Source organism: uncultured Shewanella sp. (assembly GCF_947491715.1).
GTDB lineage: Bacteria > Pseudomonadota > Gammaproteobacteria > Enterobacterales > Shewanellaceae > Shewanella.
In genome coordinates, this window is the sequence record NZ_CANLKR010000009.1 from 49,345 (window position 1) to 75,119 (window position 25,775).

The 25,775-nt window shown below is 46.5% G+C and carries 8 protein-coding genes and 1 pseudogene (1 of these 9 running past the window's edge); 2 read left to right on the top strand and 7 right to left on the bottom strand.

The window, feature by feature from the left end; translation table 11 throughout:
• The 5 genes and pseudogenes from Q0779_RS08850 to Q0779_RS08870 all read right to left on the bottom strand — a co-directional run.
• On the bottom strand, positions 1–2,457 hold the 5' end (the start) of the coding sequence (locus tag Q0779_RS08850) for a non-ribosomal peptide synthetase (RefSeq protein ID WP_298771746.1). 11,871 nt of this gene lie to the left of the window's left edge; the window shows 2,457 of its 14,328 coding nt (coding positions 1–2,457); it begins with the start codon at positions 2,455–2,457; the stop codon falls past the left edge of the window.
• Positions 2,457–13,583 carry a non-ribosomal peptide synthetase gene (locus tag Q0779_RS08855; RefSeq protein WP_298771747.1) on the bottom strand — a complete coding sequence of 3,709 codons (11,127 nt, stop codon included), beginning with the start codon at positions 13,581–13,583 and terminating at the stop codon, positions 2,457–2,459. Before Q0779_RS08855 ends, Q0779_RS08850 begins: the two co-directional genes overlap by 1 nt.
• A complete protein-coding gene (locus Q0779_RS08860) occupies positions 13,580–17,812 on the bottom strand; it encodes a MupA/Atu3671 family FMN-dependent luciferase-like monooxygenase (RefSeq protein WP_298771748.1) in 4,233 nt (1,410 codons plus the stop codon). Before Q0779_RS08860 ends, Q0779_RS08855 begins: the two co-directional genes overlap by 4 nt.
• Before the next feature lie 134 nt (positions 17,813–17,946).
• Positions 17,947–20,265, bottom strand: a complete 2,319-nt coding sequence (locus tag Q0779_RS08865) for a penicillin acylase family protein (RefSeq protein WP_298771750.1) — start codon at positions 20,263–20,265, stop codon at positions 17,947–17,949.
• A gap of 691 nt (positions 20,266–20,956) precedes the next feature.
• Positions 20,957–21,549: pseudogene (locus tag Q0779_RS08870) on the bottom strand (IS6 family transposase); the annotation flags it as partial.
• 203 nt (positions 21,550–21,752) lie between these two features.
• On the opposite strand from Q0779_RS08870, the gene Q0779_RS08875 reads away from it, so the two are divergent.
• Positions 21,753–22,364, top strand: coding sequence for a recombinase family protein (locus Q0779_RS08875; RefSeq protein WP_298771830.1), 612 nt, complete (start codon positions 21,753–21,755; stop codon positions 22,362–22,364).
• Positions 22,365–22,509: 145 nt separating this feature from the next.
• On the opposite strand, the gene Q0779_RS08880 is transcribed toward Q0779_RS08875, so the two are convergent.
• Complete coding sequence (locus tag Q0779_RS08880) at positions 22,510–23,823, bottom strand: AAA family ATPase (RefSeq protein WP_298771753.1); 1,314 nt, start codon at positions 23,821–23,823, stop codon at positions 22,510–22,512.
• Between the two features lie 270 nt (positions 23,824–24,093).
• Between Q0779_RS08880 and Q0779_RS08885 the strand changes: the two genes are divergently transcribed.
• Positions 24,094–25,362, top strand: a complete 1,269-nt coding sequence (locus tag Q0779_RS08885; protein WP_298771755.1) for an IS4 family transposase — start codon at positions 24,094–24,096, stop codon at positions 25,360–25,362.
• Between the two features lie 119 nt (positions 25,363–25,481).
• On the opposite strand, the gene Q0779_RS08890 is transcribed toward Q0779_RS08885, so the two are convergent.
• Complete coding sequence (locus tag Q0779_RS08890; RefSeq protein ID WP_298771757.1) at positions 25,482–25,673, bottom strand: hypothetical protein; 192 nt, start codon at positions 25,671–25,673, stop codon at positions 25,482–25,484.
• Between the last annotated feature and the right edge of the window lie 102 nt (positions 25,674–25,775).

Sequence of the window (25,775 nt, forward strand, 5' to 3'; positions counted from 1 at the left end):
GGCTTCACCACCAACCACAATCCGGGTCAAACTGCTGTTTTGCCATTGGCTAGTGTCTGCGCCACTGAGTATTTGGCTAAAATAAGCCACCGGTAAATCGGTCAAGGTGATGCCAAGCTGATTTGTCAGGGCGAAAAAGGCATCACAATCAGGCAATTCAGCCGGTTGAACATAGAGCGAGCCGCCTGCGACTAACACCGCAAAGGTTTGTTCAATGAAAGTATCAAAACTGACTGAGGTGATTTGCCATACTTTGTCCGCTGGCGTGATGTTCAATGTATCAATCACTGCTGACACATGGGCTGCAATACTCTTATGGCCCACCACAACGCCTTTGGGCTGACCAGTAGAACCTGAAGTGTAAATAACATAAGCCGGATCATCCGGTTGTGGTACCGCGTCGGCAACCACTTCGGTGCGCGGACACTGTGCAATCAAATCTGCGGTTTGCGGTTCATCTGGGCTTATCACGGTGACAGTTGCAGGCAGTTCAAAGTTGTTGCTCAAATCTGACTCGATTATAAGGTGTGCCAGACGTGAATCATCGAGCATATATTGCAATCGGGCCTGCGGATAATTGGGGTCCAGTGGCAAATAAGCACCACCCGCTTTAAGAATGGCCATAATGGCCACCAGCATTTGCTCTGTGCGCCCGACACATAATCCCACCAAAGCGCCGTTATTGACACCTTGTGCAACCAGATGGTGAGCCAGCTGATTGGCCGCTTGATCAAGCTGTCGATAGCTCAATTCGCCTTTGACTGATGACACCGCTATGTTGTTTGGTGTTTTGGCAGCTTGTGCGCCGAACAATTGGTGCATTGGGCCTGCCCACGGCTTTTGCTGATCTTGGGATGTCAGAGGATTGAGTTGATTGGTCAGCTGACTGATTTGCTCTGCTGAGAGCATAGTCAAATCGGTTAACCGGCAATGTGGATTATCGCAACCTTGCACCAGGCTTTGCAAAATTCGCTGCAAGTACCGGCTGAATTGTTCAACGCTATTGCGCTCAAACAATGCACTGTCATAACACCATTGCAGTTCAATTTCGCCCGCCACGACTTGGGCTTCAATATCCAAATCAAAATGGGCAATCACTTCTTGCCCGCTCAGCGGCGTAAATTGAATATCAGGCAGGTTTAATTCGCCGCTTTCATTGGTATTCATGCTGAACATGACTTGAAACAAAGGACTGTGGGCTGTGCTTCGAGGTACCTGACAATGCTCGACCAATTGATCAAACGGCACATCCTGGTTGGCCTGAGCCTCAACATTCACTTGTTTGACATGGGCCAGATAATCAGACAGTTTGGCTTGTGCCGTATCTGTTCGCAATACCAGGGTATTGATAAAGAAGCCGATTAAGGGTTCGAGTTGGGCATTCATCCGGTTTGCCACCGGGGTGCCAATCACAATATCACTGCTGTTGGACAACCGTGACAACACCAAAGCGAGTGCCCCATGAAGCAACATAAACAAAGTCATATTCTGTGATGTCGCCAGTTGCTCTAAACGACGGGTTAAATCCGCCGGTAGACGGGCATTTACCACATCTGCCGCATATCCTTTGATCTGCGGACGCTGGTGATCCAGCGGCAAATCATGGACGACGGCAACATCTTCTAGTTTATTGGTCCAGTAATCCAGTTGCCGGTTCATTGCATCGCCTTCGAGCGAATCTCGCTGCCATTTGGCGTAGTCGGCATACTGAATATCCAGCGGCGGCAAAGGGTCAGGCTGGTCTGCGATCACCGCCTGATATTGGCTGACAAATTCTTTTGCCAGCAAGGCCATCGACCAGCCGTCAGAGGCGATATGATGCATGTTAAACAGCATCATGTTTTTCATGCCATCGCAGTCCAGCGCAAGACAAGTGGCTCTGATCATCAAATCACTGCTCAAATCAAAGACTTTGGCGCTGTCCAGTGCAATTAACTGGTCAATTCGCGCACTTTGCTCGGCATCGTCCAATTCAGACAAATCCAGCTGTTTAAGGCTAAATTCGAAGCCTGGTTTGATCAATTGCACCGGCCCGGCTTCGCACTCGGCAAAGATGGTGCGCAATGATTCATGGCGATTGATTATGCGGGTGATTGCCTGTTGCGCCGCATCAATATCCAATGCCCCTTCTACCAGCAAAGCCGAAGGCATGTTGTATTGCGCACTGCCATTTTCCATCCGGTCGATAAACCACAGGCGTTGCTGGGCAAAAGACAGAGGCAAACCGGTATCTGGATTGCGCGGTGCTTTTTCAATCACAGGCACATTGTCGTTGGCCTGTTTAAAAGCCGATTGCTCACGCAAAAAATCGACCAAAATGGTTTTGTTGGTTTTGATTATGGTGGTCAAAGCCGGGGTTAACGCGCCTTTTGGTGCGTCAACCAACAGTTTGCCATCTGATTCACTGACCTGTATCTGCTGCGCATGCAACAGTAAAATAATGTCGATTGCTTTCACTAAAACTCTGTCCTGTGTAATTCCAATTCAGTTTCATTGCTGATCAATTGTTCAAGCTGACCGGCCGACTGGTAATAATCGACCAATTTGGCCATTTCGCGGATGGTGGCATTATCGAATATTTGCGCCAGCTCCAGTTTGACTTCGGTTTGCTGTTCGATGGCACTGAGTAACCGAACCAATAGCAGTGAGTGTCCACCCAGTTCGAAGAAACTGGTGGTCACACTCAATTCGCTGCTGTCGAGCTTCAATAACTCGGCACATATGCTGGCCAGCACAAATTCGTTCGGCGTTGCCGGACTGACTTGCTCAGCGGCAGCACCAGGTTGTGGCAAGGCCTTTTTATCTATTTTGCGATTCGGTGTTAACGGCCATTGCCTAACCACGACGAAATCTGCAGGCACCATATAACTGGGTAACCCGGCTTGTAGCTGGCGCTTGATTTGACTGGTCAATGCAGTTTCATCAATAGGAGCCTGCTGATCGGGTTCAACATAAGCGACCAGTCGCTTGTTGCCGGGTTGAACCTCTGTGACCATAACCAAACAAGTGGCCACGCCATCGCATAAAGACAATTGACGGGTCACTTCACCCGGTTCAACCCTGAATCCACGAATTTTCACCTGCTCATCGGCACGCCCTACAAACGCCAGATTGCCACATGGCAACCAGCGAACGATATCGCCTGTTTTGTAGTGCACCTTGGCATTTGATAACTCGCTGAATTTCTCGTCAGTCATGGCGCGGTTGTTGAGATATCCGTGAGATACACCGGCACCGGCTATATGCAACTCGCCCGGTACGCCCAAAGGCACCCGTTGGCCTTTGCTGTTTAACACACATACGCTTGAATTGATGACCGGACGTCCAATTGGTGTGGTACGGACCTTGTCAATATCAGTAGTCAATGGATACAAGGTACTGCATATAGTGGTTTCAGAAGGACCGTAGCCATTGATGATTTGCAGCCCGTCAGTCAGCGACTGAATTTCGCTCAAAGCCTGTTCATCGATAGGTTCTACGCCCACCAACACTCGCTTCATCGCAGGACCTTGGCCTTGACGGCAAGACGCCAGCCAGTCGCCGACAAAAAACGGCGGCACATAAGCGGCCGATATTTTTTGCAGGCTCAACCAGTCAACAAAACCAGGGCCATCCATGATCACAGTTTCCGGCACTATCACCAAGGTGGCCCCCTGTATCAGCGGCGCAAACATTTCATAAACCGACACGTCAAAACAGAAATTGGACCACCAGGCGCAACGCTCAGTCGCAGTCAACGGCTGTATGCGCTGGCAACTATGCAACATGTTGTTGACGCCACGATGATGACAAACCACCGCTTTTGGCTGCCCGGTCGAACCGGACGTGTAAATAATGTATGCACCCGAGTCAGTGTTATGATTGCTGTTCAATGGCGCCAATCCAGCTTCGCCAGACGCCAATACGGCCTCAATATCAATGACCGAACGTCCAGCCCCCCAAGTTCGCAGCTGCTCAGTCGTACCGGCGAAAAAGTGGCTCACTTGTGCATCTTGCAACATAAAATCAATCCGCTGCGACGGGTGAGCGGCATCGACCGGCAAATAGATAGCACCACTTTTAAGCACGGCCAGTGTGGCAATGACTTGATCACAACCTTTGGGCAGACAGACGGCAACCACCTGACCGGCCTTAACACCTTGCTGCTGCAAGTATCTGGCAACAAGGGTGCTGTCAGCTTCCAGGCGGGCATAGCTCAGTTGCCGGTCCGCCTCTTGTACGGCGATGTGATGTGGGTACGCAGCCGCTTTTGCGGCAATTTGTTGGTCCAGGGTTTGTTCACAAACCTGTGCCTGTTCACCAGCTTCAAATTTTGCCAGCATTTGCTGTTCTTGCTGGCCCAGCACATTTAGCTGCTCCACTGAGCACACGTCCTGGTCAACCATCAGTGCCAGCACTTGTTCGAGCTGACTCAACATTCTTTGTATCACCTCAGGCGATAGCTTAAGATCATTGCCATGCAACTCAACCGTGAATTGTTTACCGGGCAAAACCGCCAACGTCAGTGGAAAACTGGTCTGTTCATTGACATTGCTGCCGTGCAAAACGATACCTGCCTGAGTGATTTCATCGTCAATAGCCTCACCAACCGGGTAGTTTTCAAACACTACGACGCTGTCAATCAGCTCACCGGACAATGGATGTTGCTTGACAATATCCGGTAGCGGCAGCAATTCATGCGCCATGCGTTCAACCTGATCAGACTGAATCTTTTGCACCAGTACATCCAGGCTTGTCTGTGCTGCCAAGTCAACGTGCACAGGTACGGTATTGATCATCAAACCCGCCAATTCGTTAACCTCCGGCAATTGTGCCGGTCGGCCTGAAACCGTCATACCAAAGGTCACACTGTCGCTGTTCTTGTAACTGGCCAGGGTTTTCGCCCAGGCAAGTTGGAACAAGGTACTCATGGTGACACCAAGCTGGCTTGAGCGAGCTTGCAATTGCTCGACTTGACTTACCTCAAGTACGGTTTTGACTTTGCAGTATTTCTCTTGAGCATTGTCTACGACATGACTCAGCGGTAACTGTGGTGCCTCTTCAATCACCGACAAGTATTGCTGCCAGTATTGTTGCGCCTGGTCAACGTCATAATCGGCCAACCAGCGAAGGTAGCTGTCAAATTGCGGGTTGTCAGCCGGTTTTAGCAACTGCTTGTTTTGCAAAGTGCGATAAGCCGCAATCAACTGTGCCATGACTATCGGCTGGCTCCAGCCATCCAGCAAACTGTGATGGTGGGTCCAGATAAACTGATAATGATTTTCACCGAGCTGCACCATCAGCAGGCGCATCAAACAGGGTGTTTCCAGCTCAAAAGGCAGACACTTCTGGCTCTGTTCCAGACCGGCAATCATTTGCGGCTGTGCGCCGCTATCCAGCGCCGACAGATCCATTTCTTCCCACGGCAACTCACAACGGTCGACCACGAACTGCAAGGTGTCCTGGCTGCGTTGTTTAAAACCGCTGCGGAAAATATCGAACGACTGCACCACGTGCTGCCAGGCAGCCTTAAAATGCGGCAAGTGAATGTTCGACAGATTCAAACTCAACTGAGTGGCATAAACCCCACTGTCAGGGGTCAGTTGTGAATGAAAAATAAGTGCCTGTTGCATCCCGGTGGCCGGATAAATCTTGCTCACATGCGGATATTGCTGTTGCAACGTCTCCAGTTCTTCTCCAGTCAAGCTGACCTGCGGGAAATCACACGGATGTTGATACGTCTTGGTTGACTCAGCGGCAAAATCAATCAGTTGCTGGAGGTTGTCAATTAACTGCTGCGCCAGATCAGCGGTTTGCTGTGCACTAAAGTGGCAGTTGTCAGCATCGAGTTTAAGACTAAAACAATCATTGGTGATTTCGCAGTTTACCGCCAGAGCATGAGACACCTTCGCCGCCAAACAAACCGGCTGCCCCGGGTCCAATTCACTTAGCCCCAATAAGGTTTCACCTGCACTTGGTGTATCTGTGACACCCAGATAATTAAAGATCAGTGTTGACGGATTTCGACCCAACACCTCGGTGATCTGCAAATCCTGTTCAATATCTTTGAGTAAAGGCAAATCCATGCCCTTATTTGGTATCGGTTTAACACCGGCTTTTACCGCACCGATAATCTCAGACCACTGAGTTTGCCCTTCACTGTCGAGCAACAGCGGGTAAACATTGGTAAACCAGCCGACGGTTTGCGACAAATCGACATCATGATCGATACCATCACGGCCATGACCTTCAAGGTCGAGCAACAATTGGCTTTGCTGACTCCACTGCTGCCATGTTTTGAATACCGCCCCAAGTAAAATTTCATTGATATTGGCATTGAATACCCCAGCAGTTGTTTGCCTAAGCTTGCTGGTCATATCGACATTTAGTGAAACTTTGCACTGATGAACATCACCCACCAGCCCTTGTGGCTGCCACTGTGTCAATTGTCGGCTATCCAGCGCTTCAGCCCATTGATACCAGTATTGGCGTGCCTTTTGATGCGATTGACTTTGGCTGTACTGCTGTAAATAGTCCACCCAATGTTGCAAACCGGCGGTGCGAGGCGCCAGGTTGATTGGCTCGCTGCGTACCGCCTGTTCAAGTGCCGTAGTTAAATCTTGCGCCACAATGCGCCAGGAAACGCCATCGATCACCAAGTGATGTGCCGCCAAGATAAAATGTTGCAACTGACCTGCGGTGATAAAGGCAAAGCATTTAAATAACGGGCCTTTGGCCAAATCAAAGCTTTGCTGAATTTCAACCTGGTGTTGGTCGATTAACCCCTGACTCACCTCAAGTTGAGGGGATTGGATGGTCACAAAAGCGTGGTTCAGCATTTGCGCCGAATCCGGCAATACCTCTGCGGTCCCTTGCTCAGCACAATACACCGCACGCAACAGGTCATGTTTTTGCAGCACACTGGTGATGGCCGACGACAATACATCAACGTCGACTGCACTGGACAATTTAAAACTCAAGCTTTGGTTGTAGTGAGTCTGGCCAGGGTTTTGACGCAAAAACTGGGTTTGTATTGCAGTTAATCCAACCGGACCAAGCCAAGCTGAAAAGGCCGGGATGGCTGCATCCAAACGGGCAATATGACGAGCCAATTGACGCACGCTTTGATATAAAAACAAATCTTTGGTGGTGAGCTTATAGCCATTTTTGAGTGCTTCAGAAACAATCTGAATGGCTGAAATCGAATCGCCGCCAATGCTAAAGAAATTGTCGGTCACGCCAATTTTGTCGGTTTTAAGCACCGCTTTAAAAACCGCCAACAACGCTTTTTCGCGGTCATTTTCTGCTGCCACAATAGCGTCTTTTGACTGTTCAAAGTCAGGCAGCACCAATTGACGCCTGTCGACCTTGCCATGTTCAGACAATGGCAGGCTATCAAGCTTGATATAGACTCTCGGGACCAATCCACCCGGCAAATGCTGACTCATAAACAATGAAAAGCGCTCATCATCGTCGCTATTTTCGCTGGTATCAGTAACATAGTAGGCAACCAGTACATCGCTACCGGCCGGTGTTTTCGCCACAATAACGGCCGCTTGCAACACGTCGTCATGAGTACTGAGCAATGACTCGATTTCTCCAAGGAAAACCCGCAATCCATTTAACTTGACTTGGTTATCATTACGACCCAAATAATGCAGCTTACCATCATGACTTAGCCTGACCACATCGCCAGTACGGTAATGCAAACACTGGCTACCATCAGCTTGCTGATGGATGACAAATACTTCGTCGGTACGGGTTTGGTCATTGAGATAACCATTACTGAGCAGAGGGCCGCTAAGCCAAAGTTCACCAGGTATGGTTGGTGCAACCGGTTTGCCTTGTGAATCCATCACGGCAAAACCAACGTGAGGTATCGGTTTACCGATTGGAATGGCACCTTCAGCATCATCCAGTTCACAGCGGTGGGCTACCGACCAAACGGTGGCCTCGGTCGGTCCGTACTCGTTATACAAGGTGGCGTCAGCCGTCCAGCTGGATTGATAGTGTTGCTGCACCAAATCAGGTTTACAGGCTTCACCGGCAACAATAACGGTCTCTAACGAGCTGGCGGTTTGTGCACCGGCGACATTGCTTATCAGTCGATATAATGAAGGAACGCACAACAAATGGCTGATTTGGCTCGATTCAATCAGCGCAACAATCGCCTCGGGAGCGTTAATTTGTGGCGCTGAGGCGATCATCAATTTGCCACCGGATATCAACGTCCAAAACAACCCGGCGACAGAACTGTCAAATGACAACGAGGACAACAACAGGAAGTTTTTTACCGATTGGCGATAATACCCCAACCGAGCATCCGTAGAGTAGACCAGATTGCGCTGAGTGACTTCGACCCCTTTAGGCAAACCGGTAGAGCCAGATGTAAAGATATAGTAGGCAGGATCTGACATTGAAGCTGTTGCCCAGCGTTCAGTCACCAAATCGGCATTGGCTGTTGTGTTACACAACGATTGCAGGCTCACTTTATGATTATCGCTTGAGTCAAGCTGATCAACCACCAGTATGGCCAAGTCTGCTTGTTCAATGATACGTTCGATACGCGCTTTGGGATAATCCGGATCAACATAAACATAAGCGGCACCACTGAACAGACAACCCAATATAGCGCTAATGGCCTGAGTATTACGAGGTAACATTAAGCCAACCCGGCTGCCTGCGCCGAACCCTGATGCTATCAGTGCCGTTGCAACCGAATGCGCCTGGGCAATCAACTCATCGTAACTCAGGGTTTGTCCATCGGCATCAACGACCGCCGTTTTGTCACCATTGCCGCTGTTACGTGCAACGATTTGCTGATATAACGGCAACTGTTCAAGCTGGTGCAACTGACCACTACCGGCCGTATGTTGCACATACGAGCCCTGATTGAAATCGACTTCGGACAATCTCAGCTCAGGTTGATTCACCACCTGTTCAATCGCCGCGACAAAATAGTCCATCCATAACCGGATGGTTTGCTGATCCCACAATTGCTGAGCATAAGTCCAGTTCATCGCTATATCATTGTCTTTTTCAACAATTTCAACGGTTAAATCAAATTTGGCCAAGCGTTCTTGAGTGGCCAGCAATTGCATCGAACCACCCGGCCAGTCAATTGCACTGCTGCTGTCCTGTTGCATCACAAACATCACTTGAAACAGCGGATGGATCCCCAAGTTACGTTCGCATTGCAATTGCTCCACCAGCATTTCAAAAGGCACGTCCTGGCAGTCCATGGCCGCAGCAAATTGCTGTTTAACCCGGCCAAAAAACGCCGCCAGGGTACTTTGTCGATCAAGCTGAGTACGGATCGCCATGTTATTGACAAAAAAACCAACCATAGGCTCTGTCTGCTCGCTTTCGCGGTTGGCAATGGCAGTGCCGATCACTATGTCACCGGTGCCGCTGAGCGTTGCCAGCAACAAGCTGAGCATGCCCTGCAACAAATTAAATCGGGTCAATTGGTATTGTGCACAGATTTTATCCATTGCTTTGACGGTATCACTTTGCCATTGGTAACTCAGGCTATCTGCCAATGCGCTTTGCTCATTGCACCGTTGGCGGTCAAGTGGCAACGAATGGGTCTGTGGACAATCGCGCAAATGCTCAAGCCAAAATGCCAATTGCTGCTGCATTTTCTCTGAGTCGTTTTGTTGCTTACGCCATTGTTGCTTGTGCCAAAGTGCGTAGTCCTGATACTGAATACTCAACGGCGCCAACGGCTCGGTGTTCATGCCTAAAGCGACACGGTAAAAATGGCAAAACTCGTCAACCAGCACGCCCATCGACCAACCATCCGCCACTATGTGATGAATGCTCAACACCATCAAATGCCGGCCATCGGTCATTTGCGCCAAACGGCAATTGATCAGCAGGTCTTGGGCCAAATCAAACACATGCTCCCCGGCCGCTGTAACAAAATCATCGATTCGCCCAATTGCCGCACCGTCAAAATCAACCGCTTGCAGTTCAACCTCTATCGCTCGATGTGGGTGGATTTCAAGCGCAGCTTTACCCTGCACTTGAACAAAATTGGTTCTGAGCACGTCATGGCGGGCTATAACCGCATTGAGCGCTTGCGACACGGCTTTTACATTAACGTCACCAGCAACCTTTAGTGCCGCATTGATATTGTACTTAGCCGATGCGCCTTCGAGTTGGTCAACAAACCACAGGCGTGATTGGGCATCAGATAATGGCGGCGCTTGTTCTGCGCTCAAACGAGGGATCACCTCACTGTGATTTTTGGTTAACCCCGCGATAAAACAAGCTTGTTCACGGATAGTCGGTTGATTGAAGAAATCGTTGATCCCCAGCTTGATCCCCAACTGGCTGCGAAATCTGGCAATAATTCGGGTGGCCAACAGCGAATGCCCGCCACTGGCAAAGAAATTTTGCCCGGCACCGATATTTTGCCAACCGGTTACCGTTTGCCAAATTGCCGCTATGGTGTGTTCCAGCTCACCTTGCAAAGGCTCAAAACGGCTCTCATCTACGGCCAATGCACAGGCAACATTAAACTCGGGCAGGGCTTTTCGGTCAACTTTGCCGTTGGCCGTAAGGGGGATAGCAGCAACCACTTCGATGGCTGCCGGGTGCATATAGTCCGGCAAAACCTTGGACAAATGACGCTTTATATCAGCGCGCAATATCTTAGGTAATGTTTTTGACAAGACATAAGCACCAATGCTTTGTTCGTTTTGGTGATTGAACAGCACAACGACGGCCTGTTCGACACCGGCAATTGCTTTAATGCACTTTTCAATCTCGCCCAGTTCAATTCTCAGCCCTCGGATTTTGACCTGATCATCCAATCGACCGATAAATTCGATGTCCTGGTGATGACTGTACTTAACCAGATCACCGGTGCGATAGACTTTTTGCCTTGGACCTTGTGCAAACCTGACATCGACAAATTTTTCTTCAGTCAATTGTTCACGTCGCCAGTAACCTTTACCGACGCTATCGCCGGCAATACATAACTCGCCGGGCACACCGTAAGGCACCAAGCGTAAATGTTGGTCAACAATCAACAACTGAACATTTGGGTTGGCCTGACCAAGGTTGGTCACTGTGGCCAGTTCTGCCAATTCTGTTTTGCTGACTTGGTGGTAGTTGGATATATCCGTACATTCGGTCGGTCCGTACATGTTGATGATCTGGGCCGCAAAACCAGCTGAACGAGTCCAACCGGCCAATCGTTCCAGGTTAATCGGCTCACCACCAAACAACACGCAACGTAGCGAAGACAGTCTGGCTGGGTCCGTTACCGTCTCAACCAGGGCATAAAAAGCACTGGGGGCACAATTGACAAAACTGATTTGCTGTTGCGCTATGGTTTGTTCGATTTCTACCGGATCAAAGCGGATACCTTCACGCAATACTGCACAAGCGCCGTGCAGCAAGGGAGCAAACAGGTTTTTCTGGGTCAAATCGAATCCCAGCACACTGATGATATAAACCTTGTCTTGGGCGCACAAGTCAAACGCCTGTCCATACCAATGCAACAGGTTGACTTCGTTTTTATTGCTGATCAACGCGCCTTTAGGTTTGCCCGTACTGCCGGAGGTATACATGATATAAAACAAATCCGATGGCGACCCAGCTATTGCCAGATTGCTGCTATCACCGCATTGCCATACCTGAGTTGTTGCGCGTATATCCAGCGATGGGGTATTGCAATCAGTCAATAACTCGTTATATTCGGCACATGTTATCACCAACACTGCCTCAGCATCTTGCAACAAGTAAAGTTTACGCTCGTCAGGATAACTGGATTCTATCGGCAGATAAGCAGCGCCGGTTTTTAAGATCGCCAGCAAACCAACATAGAAATCCACGCCAGGGGTAAGACACAAGGCGACAATCTGGTTGGCCTTTATCTGATGATGCTCGACCAGGTAACGAGCAAGCTGGTTGGCCTGTTCATTGAGCTGGGCATAGCTCAACTGTTGCTCACCACAACGAACTGCGATGTTCTCTGGCGTTGTTGCAATCTGTTGTTCAATTAAGTCTATTACCCGCAAGTGTTCAGGGTAAGGTTGACGAGTGTTATTCAACTCATTCAACTGTTGATGTTGTTGCGCCGTAACTGTAGCCAGGTCCATAAGTGGCCCGTCACAGTTGATTGCCGATGACACAATGGCGATAAAATTATCGACCATCGCATGGATGAATGCTTCGCTAAACAGACTGTCGGCATATTCCAGGTAACCGGCAAAGCTGTCATGGTGATTTTGCAGATTCAATTTCAAATCGAACACCGACAACTGCGGATCGATTTCATAAGGCATACAATGCAGCCCTTGTGCCCCTTGCTTTAGGCTGATCTCAGGTTGCAGCACAAAAAAGGCTTGAAACAGCCCATTGCGATCCATATTTCGCTCAAGCGACAGTGACTGTAACACCGCATCATAAGGAAAACGCTGATGTTCCTGGATATTGCGGACATCGGCATTGACGTTTTTCACCAGCTGCGAAAAACTGTTTTGTTCATTCACCTCACTACGAACCACTATGGTATTGAGCAGGTTACCGACCACACCGAACAAATTCTGATGAGTGCGGTTTGAACTGACAGAGCCGACCAGAATATCACTTTGCCCACTATAACGGCTTAGTATCAGGTTATAGGCAGCCATCAACACAGAAAATACTGTGGCGCCCTGTGCTTTTGCATAGTCTTTGATTTGCCCGCCAAGCAATGCCGGTAATTCAAATTCAAACCGTTTGCCGCCAAAACACTGAACCGGGCCCCTGGCTTTGGTTGTCGGCAATTCAAGGGGTTGCCAATCGCTAAGGTAATCGAGCCAAAATTGCTGGTCCCGACCATATTGCTCAGAGGATAAATAGCCCTCTTCCCAACGGCTGTAATCGCGATATTGCCAGTCATCTGTAACTGCCACGGTTTGACCCAACGTCAACTGCTGGTAAATCGCCAACAACTGATCGAAAATCAGGTTTAACGAGCCGCCATCGCAAAATGCATGGTGGATCACCAAACACAACACTTGTTTTTGCGGCTGCGTTTTAAATAAACTACAATGCAACATTTGGCCGTTTTGCCAATCCATGTCAGCAGCGGCCAATACTCTCGCGGCTTGGGCCAGAGCCTCATCTGCTTGAACAGGGTCTGAAATGGTTGAAAAATCCTTCAGATGCAATGGTATGGACATAGTGTCCCTCACCTTTTGCAACAATACGCCCTGATGCTCCTCAACCGAGGTGCGCAATGCTTGATGCCTTTGTATCAGCAAGTTTAAGGCCGATTGCAGTGTCGCTTCATTCAATTGACCGTTAATTTCAATACTATGCAGCGAGTGATAATAATGACAATCAGGATGCATTTGTTCGAACACCCACAACGATTGCTGAGCCTGTGACAGTGCTACCGGCTCGTCAGCTGCAACTCTGACAGGCCCTTGAACAGCAACGTCATCACTAACAAAGCCAATCAACTCTGCCTTATGCTCAATCATCGCCGCCTTGATTTGTTTGGTAAATTTGCCCTTGGGCGCTTTGAAATTAAGCTTGCCGTCTGTTGACCAAACCCGGATTTGTGCGGCTTTTAACGCATTTAACAGCTTTACGAAAGTCATAGACTGCCCTCCTCAAACATTTCATCGTCAAGTATTTCTTCCCCGGCATCAGAGTGTAACCAGCTGTGAGAATTGATTAAATCAGCCAGCCCTTTGATGCTGGGCAGATCCATAAACTGACTCATTCTGATCTCAAGCCCTAATTGCTGATGCACCTCATTGAGCATAGTAGCCACGTGGAGCGAATTACCGCCCTGTTCAAAGAAGCTTCTGCCGGCACACAGCCTTGGTTCAGACAAAATTTGCTGCCAAATCGCCATTAGTTGTTCCTCAACCTCACCTTGGGCAGCCACCAGTTGTTGCTCGGCAGCATCTTGATGCACCAGTTGATGCAGTTGTTTTCGGTCTATTTTGCCGTTAGGGGTTAGTGGCCAATCTATGACACCGATAACTTTTGTCGGCACCATGATTGCCGGCAAATTGGCTTGCACCCAGCGCTGCACCGATTGCTGTAGTTGCTCTGTGGCACCATCGGCTTCAACAAAGGCCACCAGCATTTCGCGGCCGATGATCTCGCAACAAACACTGTCGCTGACACCACTTTTGATGATGCATTTTTCGATTTCACCCAGCTCAATCCGGTGACCCCGCAGTTTGACCTGGTTGTCGAGGCGACCCAGAAACTCAAATTCGCCGGATTTTAATGCCCGCACTCGATCCCCAGTGCGGTACACTCGTTTGACTGTACCGTCGCTTAGCTGCAATGGAATAAAACGTTCATCAGTCAGTGTCTGTCGTTCAAAATATCCCAGGGCAACACAGTCACCGCCAATACACAGCTCGCCGGAGAAGAAGTAAGGCACCTCCCTACACTGTTGATTCAAAACATATAATTCAGTATTAGCTATAGGAGGACCTACTCGTGGCACGGTATCGGCACTGATCTGCTGCACCGCACACCAAACCGTCGCTTCAGTTGGGCCGTACATGTTAAACATGCGAATCTCAGGATTGATGGCAAATATCTGCACAACCAATTCCTGAGGCAATGCTTCACCGCCGACCAACAACAGTTTTAATTTGGCGATGGCCAATTCACAGTGTGGCGAGGCCAGCAACATTTTTAAGTGAGAAGGCGTACATTGAAAGCTGTTCAGGCTCAGGTCGATAATATTATTGGCAATATCAGGGATATCTTCAGACACTGGAGCGGCCGCATCTCTGGCCGCTTCAATATCAAACAGAGATTTCACTTCGGCCACTTTGGCCAGACTCGCCATCACCTGCGCCGAATCAATGCCAAAGTCCATCAAACAAGCAATTTCATCGACACCGGCTTGTTGAATTTCCAGCGCCTTTTGGCGAGCTTGTTGTGGCGTACCGAACAAACCACTGGTTTGATAGTAACGCTCAAATGCCATTTCAAGAATGGCCTCTTTGTCCTGCTCCAGGTTTAATCCGGCTTCTTCTGCCAATGGTTTTAATAATCCCAATGAATGCGCCAGATATTGTTTAAGCGGTTGATGCACCTGAGTCTTGTTGTGTTTTTCACAATCAGAAATAAAGGTGTGAACCATCAGCGTTACATGGCCGCTACTGGGGTCAAACCCGGCCTGGGCACGGGCTTGACGGTAGATTTCAATTTTCTCTTTGACCTGTTCAAGGTCATGGCCCAACAGATGGGTTAAGATATTGGCACCCATTTCACCGGCACGGCGAAACATTTCAGGATTGCCCGCTGCAGTGACCCAAACCGGGATGTCTTGTTGCATGGGTTTGGGGAATAGCTCTACATCAATCTCCTGTTGCATGCCATCAACAAATCCGACTTTCTCACCAGCCCACAGGCGGCGGACTTTGCTCAGGTTATCAAACATGATATCCAGCCGTTCGCTATAGTTTTGTGGCGCCAGCACAAAGTCATTAAACTGCCAACCTGCTGCAACAGCAATACCGGCACGGCCTTTAGACAGGTTATCTACCATCGCCCACTCTTCGGCAACTCTGACAGGATGATGCAAAGGCACCACCACACTGCCTGCGCGAATATTGATTTGTTCAGTCACACCGGCGATGGCAGCGGCGGTTACCGAGGGATTGGCAAAAATGCCGCCAAAGGGATGAAAATGCCGTTCGGGCACCCAAACGGCCTCAAAACCGGCTTTATCGGCGAACTTGGCACTGTCGAGCATCAAATCGTACATTTGACCATTGCCGACATCTTCTTTGGAGGCAAAGTTAAACAGACTGAATTTGACCGGCTGGCGCGGTGTTGCCGTGCTGGGGGCTTTGGCCTGGATCACCACTTGATCTGCCCTGGAAAGACTCCAGAACAGTTCAAGTACTGAGATATCAAAGGAAATACTGGTATTGCCCAGCCATAACCCTTTGCCCTGTGGCATCGACTGGCCAATTTTTTGCTCAAGACCGCAAAAGAAATTGAGCACATTTTGATGGCTGATCACCACACCTTTGGGATTGCCGGTTGAACCGGATGTATAAATCAAGTATGCCAGATCTTCGCTACTAACCTCTGGCTTGATGTAAGTCGCTACAGCGCTTATCGTCTGATCTTCGGCAAATGGCGCGATGGCAGACAATGCCATCACATCAAACATGGCTTTTAAGGATTGTTGGCACAACACATGGGTGGCTTTACAATCGCTGATCACGTATTGAATTCGTTCGACCGGATATTGTGGGTCCACCGGCACATAGGCGGCCCCGCATTTCCAGATGGCCAGTAAAGAAAGCACCAACTGGGCGTTGTGGTCAAAACAGGCAATGACTTTGTCGCCACGAACAACCCCTTGTGCTTGCAGCATTGCAGCAATCTTGTCGGAGATTTCGTCCAGCTGGGCAAACGTGAAAGACTGATCTAAATACTGCAGTGCTATTTTGTCGGCATTTTCATTTTTACCGTGTTCGCTGATGAGGCCAATCACCGTTTGGGTATTGTCATAGGCCAATGCTGTACGATTGATTTGTTCGCGGGTTTTGGCGTCTGCCTCATCCATTAAGTCACACTGCGACAGTGCCAGGCGTGGATTTTGCGCCCAACGCTCGATGATCAAACACAATTTTTGCTGCAATGTTGTCACTTCTGCTGCATTGAGGTATTGCCCGTTACAATCGAAATGTACAACCCAGGGAGTCGAGTCACTAAATTCTTCGAGGTAAACCGTTAACGGCAACCGGCTTTGACCATTGTGCAAAAACCGGCTTTGACTGTTGCCCAAGACATTTTCTTCATCAAATTTCAGATAGGAGAACATCACGTCGTATATCGACTGTCGGCCCTGACGCATCAGGTTTAAATCCCTATGTAATGTCGCCATCGGATAGCGGGAATGACGTTTGTCTTTTTTCGAATCGACACTCAGCTGTTGGCCTAATGACCACAAATCCTGGCGTTCACAATCCACCAATAAAGGCTGAACACTGGTCAAAGCACTGATGCTGTTTTTTAATCCGACATTGGAACGGTTGTGCGAAGGCACCCCAATACAGATTTTCTGCTGGCCACTAAATTGACAAAGCAAATAAGCAAGTGCGCTAAGCCAAACTTGCGCAGGCGCGAACCCGGTAGACTCACAGACCTGGCCAAACTGTTGTTTAAACGTTTCATCCAGTGAAGTACTGACCCTGAGGGACTGATATTTTCCTTCATCGAAATGAACGAAACGCGGGCTAAAGGTGGCTTCGGGCAAGGTGGCAAACTTGTTCAACCAATACTCGCGGGATTTTGCACAACGTTCGGTTGCCAGATAGGCCTCTTCCTTTGCGATAATATCTTCAGCTGAGATAGCATCTTTGAGCTGTTCTCTTGACAACTCATCTACATTGGAACCCTGCGACAATGCATAATAGATGTCGGACACCCGTCTTAAATAGATGGCAAAACCGGCACCGTCGACGGCCAGATGATGCCAAAAGTGATACATCATCAGCTCTTTACCAACACAAGTCACAAAGGCTTTAAACAATGGACCCTGATCTAAATCGAACTTTTCGGCCAGGCAAGCTGTCACCCAATCTTCACGCTCAGTTGCGCTGTTAAAGTACAACACTTCAAGGCTGAATCTGGAATCGATATCACGGATATAACCGCCTTTCTCAGGCTCAATACGACAGGCGTCAGATGAACTGAGCACCAGATTGACGGCATCGGATAGATTTTTAAGACATATTAATGGAGATAACTCAGTTTTTGCCGCTAAATTATAAAACAACGCATCCTCATCGAGACGCTGTTCCATTAGAATGGCTTTTTGAGCGATGGTCAGCACTAGGCTTTCCTGCTGATTGTTATTTAATTTAATATAATTCACTTTTTAAATTGTCCAGATACAGTAAATCAGCTCAGCACCCATTGCCGGATGCTATTGTGCTTACGCTATGAAAGATGAGATCGGATTATTTGCTAGTTTGTCGGTTTTAGTATCAGGCTGTTGACTGTTTTTTGGGGTAACAAGGGTCGGTACTCTCCCTCACTCCAACGTTTGAAACCGTCTTTGTAATTTTGACTGAGAGGGTGGCCTGACTGCCCACCCGGAAATGATATTAACGCGCTATCTTCGTGCCCAGGGCTGACAATCAAACGAACCGAGGATCCGAATGAACGCGTCTGTACTTTGGGCATATACATATCACCACCGATCGGTACATGCGGCATATTGATCAATGGATCCAAAAATGGAAAAACCATGCTCAACGGGTGATTGATCTCGGTACGGTTTAACTCACCTTGAGTTAAACGCTCAAGATCACCATATTTTGCCTGGTAATAACGACTGACGCCGTTAAGTGCCGAGTCAAACAGGAATGCGTTCCAGCTAGAAAATCCCTGAGGGACCTGATCCTGAGGTTGCTTCGTAATCAATTGCCACACTGGTGACTCCCAATTGTCAGTCGCATCCAGAAACTCAAACCCCGGGTATTTTTGCTCCAATACTGTAAAACGTTGTTGCAACAACCTGCTCGCTACTACGTATCGAAACTTTCTCACCATTCTATGAGCAACAGAGTCAATTTCGGCCTTGCCACTCCATTGCTGCAAAATAGAGACAAGTGCTGTAACATCTGCCTGGTTGATGTCATCAACCAAGCTAGGCAATTGCAATACATTAAGCATTTTTTGATGCCAACGCTGTAAAAATAGCGCCCGTTCGTCCAACTGAATCTGCGCCATATCCGCCTCTATTACATCGCTTTGCAGCGCATACAGACCTTGTTTGATTTGTTTTGCCCTAGCACCACTGACATAGCGGCCATGACCCAACAAGGTCAACATATCACCACTCGCGACCCGCTGATTTGCCAACCATATTCGGCCTTCGTTAGGATTGATCAGTTGAGGATATTCCGATGGTTGCAACAATTGCTGCCAGTAATCACTTGGATAGCCTCGGACCGGCATACTGCCAAGAACCGTCCAACCGACATTGCCTGCTTTGTCGGTCACTATGGTATCAAGTTGCACACCGCGGCTTTGTTGTATCACTGCGATAGCCTGAGGGACGGTTTTGCTATCTTTGATACGATGAAGAGCAAGATTAAAGGATTCAGGCAACAAAGGCATCCACTGTAAAACCCTGGCTTTATCACCTTCAATATCCAGCACCAAAGCATGTTTTATACGTCGTACTACAAATTCTTCATCGGCTAAGAACCTGGCATCTATAGACAATGTCTTCTCAGTCACAACCTCACATAATTTGCCAGTAATAATACAATGATTGGTTTGGTCGTAGGGAAGCGTGATTTGTTGACTCCATTTGCCAAGAGAGTTGGTTACCCCCCAGGCAACATCACCATTACTGCCACTGATAATAAAGGGTAACCCCGGCAAAGTAATTCCGCTGACCAAAGTCTCTTGTTTGAATTGTTGATAAGATACTTGGTACCATGTTGAGGGTGCCGACAATGGCAGATGAATATCATTGGCTAACAAACCAGCCCCACTGGCAGTATATTGTCCACCAAGTCCCCAACCGTTGCTTCCCGAAGCCGTTCGCTCCGAAATATCAAACTCTTCCACAAAGTCAGCCGCTTGGATGAACGCAGGTAAAACTTCCGGTTGATATGGAGCTAAATCTTCAATTACTGGTGCGTCCCACTCGGTTCTTTTAGGTGCAAAAAAGTTGACAGTGTCGTCTGAATAATATTTTGATAACACATCCATTGCATAGTCTTGTTCAGCATTTTCATCTTGCAGTTCAAGACTCAAACTATAGGCAACAAGAATAGAATCTTGCGGTTCCCACGCTTCTGGTTTTGTTAATAAGAGTGCATATTCGAAAGGCCAAGCTCCAAGCGAATTCAGACCATCATTCACACCTTTAGAATAGCTAACCAATAGCTGTTTCTGCGATTCGGGCAAAGAGTTAAATGCTTCTAGTGCTCTTTCTTTTAATCCAAACTTTTTTACTGATTTATCTTGTTCAATAGATAAAAAACTAAACAGTTCACTAGATTCACCAGCAGCGTTACGTCGTAACAGATCCATCTGGAAAAATCGCTCTTGTGCATGAAGAAACCCGATAGAAAAAAACAAATCGTCATCTGGATTGTAAGTAATTAGTGGAACTCCAAACTGATCTATTTCGATACTTACTTGATCATTCAGTGAGTCAAATTGCAACTGACCTTTTAAATCAGGTTTACTATAAATTAAATTAAATAAAATAAATGCAGAATATAACAACACAAATACTAGACTAACTAGAACTACCTTTTTCAACGTATTCTTCCTTGAACTTTAAAATTTTCTAGAGTAAGTGATTCCTACTCACATTTGACTGGCAAATTACCGCCTAGTTCTAAGCGCTGCAATCCTAAATAAAAACATGTCACAGGTCAACAAAATAAAAACATTAAAAAAACAAAAAATAAACCAAAACCAATCAGTAATGAGTTGTGACCTAATATGGTAGGGCCAGAACATGAATGTTATTTGAGCGATTCTAGAGGGGTATTTACCTGATGGGGTATGTTCAGTATACGTGTAATTTGTTGTCACATTGCCTTGACCACATGGCTTCTAAACACTTACAGGGACAGGTTAGCCTCCTGCAAGACCATCCTATATTAATAGTGTATGAACTCCTCCTCTTTTGCAAGCTTTTATTCAATTGCGCTAAGGTACGACTGCCTACGTGTATCCGGTCTCATTAATGATGCCGTATTTTAGGCATCGGACCTTAATGGGCTATTCGCACGTCAGTTCCCATACGCTTACACGAGCTCGTTCGCTCTGCAATCGTGGTGGTTTGCTCCTAAAACTATTCACTTACTTTCAATGTTAGATTTGCGTTACTTTAGTCTCGTCGTACGTTGAATTATCATGTACCAAAGCCCAGGCTACCCGAGCTGTTTTATTGGGCTTGTTGCAAAAAATCTATTCGGGTGAACTTTGCTCTATTCTAAGCAAATCATCCGGTGAAAACCACCTCGATATTGAACAACCGATTAATGAAGGCAGATCTCTCCCTCACCACGGTGTCCCGTTCATCATGACGTAGCCAAAAATCAAATTGCCCCTTGTTGAGCATTCGTAGAGATTCAAAACCCTGAAGGGTTGACCATGCCCGTTTTTTTAGCCGAAAACCACCCGTTGCCTTAACGAGTTTCTTAATGGGAGCATGATCCGACTCTATGCCATTGTTAAGGTATTTGACTTGCCGCTGTTTAACGTCCTGTCGTAGGTGACCCTCCTTCTTCAATCTCGCTATGGCATACGCATAAGAAGCGTGTTTGTCTGTGTTTAACGTCTTAGGTTGCTTGTCTTTTTTGTAATACCTCAAGCCGCATGATCATTACGTTTATGGGAGAAATAAAAGTCCAGTGTCTCTCCTTGTTTGTTGATGACCCGATATAGATAGTGCCACTTTCCCTTCACTTTAACGTAGGTTTCATCCAACTGCCATGAAGAATCGGTGCGAATAAATTGATAGTGACGTAATTTTTTACGTAATGTTGGCCCATATTCAATAAACCAACGGTAAAGCGTGCTTCTATGCACAGAAGTGCCAATCTCAGTGAACATATCACATCGGTTCACTTTCAATCATCACCGATATTGAAAACTCAAAAACCACAGATGCAGATAGAGTATACTTCACGTGCACCAATTAAAATAAAACCATTTTGGTGCATTATAGAGTGAAATACCACTTAAAATGCACTACAATTAGTGCACCGACTTAAAATGCACTAAATATGACGATGATGCGACTTTATCCTTACACCCGAGCCTCGACTGCCGAACAAGATGCAAATCGTGCAAATAATGCCCTTAGCGAGTTTGCTGAAAAAATGGGCATCCCAATCGCATGTTGGTTTACTGAAAATGAATCAGGGGCCAGTTTACATCGCCCCGAATTATTTCGATTATTGGATGTTGCCCAACCTGGTGATATTATGCTCATCGAGCAAGTTGACAGGTTAAGTCGGCTCAACTCACAAGATTGGGATAGATTAAAAAACATCATCACAAATAAAGGCATTAAGGTGGTATCACTCGATCTACCCACAAGCCACTTATTTATGACCAACACAGATACCTTCACAGAACGAATGTTCTCCGCACTGAATAACATGATGCTTGATATGCTCGCAGCAATATCACGAAAAGATTACGACGACCGAAGACGCCGCCAAGCACAAGGCATACTCAAAGCAAAAGCAGAGAAAAAATATAAAGGACGCAGAGAAGACGCTGAATTACACAGAAAGATATCTGGATTATTAATTGATGGTAAAACATATAACTATATAGTCGATTTACTAGGATGCTCTCGACACACGATATCTAAAGTAAAAAAACGACTACCAACATAAACAAGCGTGATAGTCATTTCTACTTTATACAAAGGAAGGATTACGATGTGATCTGTTAATCGATCTTGGGCGGTCAACAAGCCCAGTGATTTTACTCACTTAGTCGAAAGCCCAAAAGTACAGCAAGGGATCATACAGCGACCAGTTACCCCCTCCTAAACAAATACTGAGTGAAATATAAGGGCATCACAATATTGGTTTGCTCTAATGCGGAAGATCCCTGCGTGCCAGTTAACTTAAATGTTTTGCTAGGTGAGCACTTTTCTATATAGGACGTCAGAGATTTAGCCCGTGTTCGTTTACCACTTTTTACTTCCACAGGGATAATCTCACCTTCATCGGTTGAAATGATGAACTCAATTTCAGCTCGGGCGTCATTCCATGAGTAGCTGGGATCAACACCAATAGCGGTGAGCTCCTGCTGAACAAAGTTTTCAGCAACATAACCCTTATATTCATAATTTTGCTGTTTTATTTCTTTATACTTGCTACCCAACATATGGTTAAGAAGACCCAAATCAAATAAAAACAATTTTACCATATTGTCTTTTTTATAAGCGGCAAGTGGGGCTTTTGGCCTGCCTTCAATGGGATAGTTAGCCAATGCTAAGCGACAGCATCTTAACCAGTGAATAGCAGTTTCAAAATCGCTATAACGAGATTTCCGGTCATGGACGTTTTTAAATTTAAAGCGTTTAACCGATTCATCTATAACCAGTGATAGTTGTGCGGGAATACTATTAAATACCGATTCGATCAGCGTTGCATCAACCTTACCGGCGTATTTACCAAAATCACGGCGGTAGCCTTGGATTAAATCGGCATGAATTTTTACTACTTTCTCAACCCTCTCTAAAATACTCGACTCTTTATATTGATACCAAGTCATAACAGCTTCAGGCATACCTCCCGTAAAGAAGTAATCCGTGAGTTTATCCATCAATTTACTATGCGCAGCTGGCGAATTTGCTTGCGTATCAAATGCCTTTATCAAGGCTGGCTCTTGAGATGCATAAATAAATTCTTGGAAGGTTAACGGACGTAAATTGTATTGCTCGACCTTGCCAACCGGAAAGGTGTTTAACAAACCAATATTGGAACCACTGGCAGCGACAAAGTAACTCGGTGCTTTTTCGGCAAAATATTTCAGTGAAGTAACGGCACGTTCGCACTCGCCAATCTCATCTAAGATAAGCAGGTCTGTTTTTGGATTAAAGACCTGATTGGTTATCAGCTCAATATTCATCAACACTTCATCTGGCGAAAGTGAACCATTGAATGCCTCTTTATAGGCTGGGTTTTCCAGAAAATCAATGCGTAGGATATTGGGAAAGGTTTTACCAAACAGTTCTTGCAGCAAAAATGTTTTGCCCGTTTGCCTTGCTCCATCTATCAATAAAGGCTTGCGAAAGGGTTGGTTTTTCCACTTCATTAATGCGTTGAGTAAGGTACGTTGCATTGTCATTTCCTATCGTCAAGTTCATTATCTGGTCAGTACTATAGCCCAAATCACATTTTAATGCGCGAAAAAACGCAAACAATACCACTTTAACGCGCATAAAAACGTGAAAAATAGCAATTTTATGCGCATTAAAGTGTGACAGTGAATATAGTGTTATTTAAGGGATCATAGACAGGATCTTAAGCACCGCGTAATAAAAAGATAGAAAAAAGGCTTCATTTGTGATCAAATTTTCTCGCCAAAGTAAAAGCGATCACTCAGAAGCCAATGACTATTATTTCAGTAAAGCAACAAATTACCAAATTTTTTATTCCTTCAAATTTAGATGCTCAAGCTAAGAGTACTGGCTTTATGAAACGAATTAGAGCCATTAAACCGCTAGCGTTAGTGACGAGTCTTGTTGCAGCATTAAGCAAAAGTAATGTGACATCGATTAATGAAATTGTTAGACAGTTCAATGGAATGAGGCTTTCTGAAGATGAGTTTGTCGCTTACAAACCTTTTCATAATCAGCTCGCTAAGGAAGCATTTCCAACATTTATCAAGCAAATAACTCAGCAAGCGATGGCAACCTTGCTTCCAGAAGAGCAAGCGCTCCCCAAGAGGTTGAAGCAGTTCAAGCAAGTCATTTTGCATGATGGGTCATCACTTACCGTCCATCCCGAATTGGCTTCTGAATTTAAAGGCCGTTTCACCAAAACGGCACCTGCAGCCGTCGAATGTCATGTCAGCTTGTCGTTATTTGAACGCAAAATCACACGAATGAACATTGCGGCAGATTCAATATCTGAACATGATTATCTACCCGCTGCGCAAACACTCAAAAGCTGCTTATTTCTGGCTGATTCTGGTTATGTAAACACGCCTTATTTTGCAGAGCTTGACGCCAACAATGCTAACTATATTGTTAAGGGAAAGAGTAACTTGAACCCCATCATTATCAAGGCGTATAACGGCAGAGGAAAAGCATTAAAACGTCCAGTGGGTAAAAAACTCAAGGAGATAACTCAAAAACAAAATGGGCAAAAGATGATGGATTTTGACGTTGCATGGGGTAAGTATCAATGCCGTTTGCTTAGATGTTGGGTTGCATCCGAGCAAAAATTTGTTATTTGGTTAACCAATTTACCGCGTTCAACGTTTAGTGCGGATGACGTGACGATGCTATATCGGGTTCGTTGGCAAGTTGAGTTATTGTTTAAAGAGCTCAAATCTTATAACAACTTGAGGAAATTCAATACTAAAAAGAAGCCCATTGTAGAAGGGCTCACTTGGGCAAGCTTACTCACACTTATCATAAAAAGAGCCATATCAACAAAAGCGGTTGAGCAAGTTTCCTTCTTTAAAGCTGCAATGAATACAGATGTTTGGTTAATTCCTCTTCTGCAAGCACTGGCCGATAGAGAATATTTAGCATTACAAGAAAAACTGGAGTGGGCTTATATTTATCTACGAAATAACGCCAGTTTATCACAACAGAAGAAATCTAATTTAAATAGTAGCTTACATGATATCTATGAATACTTTAATTCTTAAGGTTCAGCGTATGTTTAAGGGATAGATCATTCAATGGAGTTCCTGTTTGGTAGGGCTTATTGCTTTGAGATAGACTTTTGAACTCGCCCGATAACGATTACGATCTAAAACTATCAACTTCATAGATCCACTGGCTGGTGTCGTATAAGATACCTTTGTTGTTCTATTAAACTGTCACCGTCCCAGAGATAATGGATCTGGCTAGCTTTGGTTGAAACCTGAGTCGCTGCGGCTTGTTTATCACTTTGCTTAGCTTGCTTAATCTTACTGACTCTTTGTTGACAAGAAGGCCAAATATCACCATTGGGCACGTAAGCTTTAATTAGCCTACCTTCTTCGTCCCGCTTAAACTGGTTCTTGCACCAAAGTTAGAATAGTGACTCATCAATTTCGGCGAACCACGTTAAGGGGTT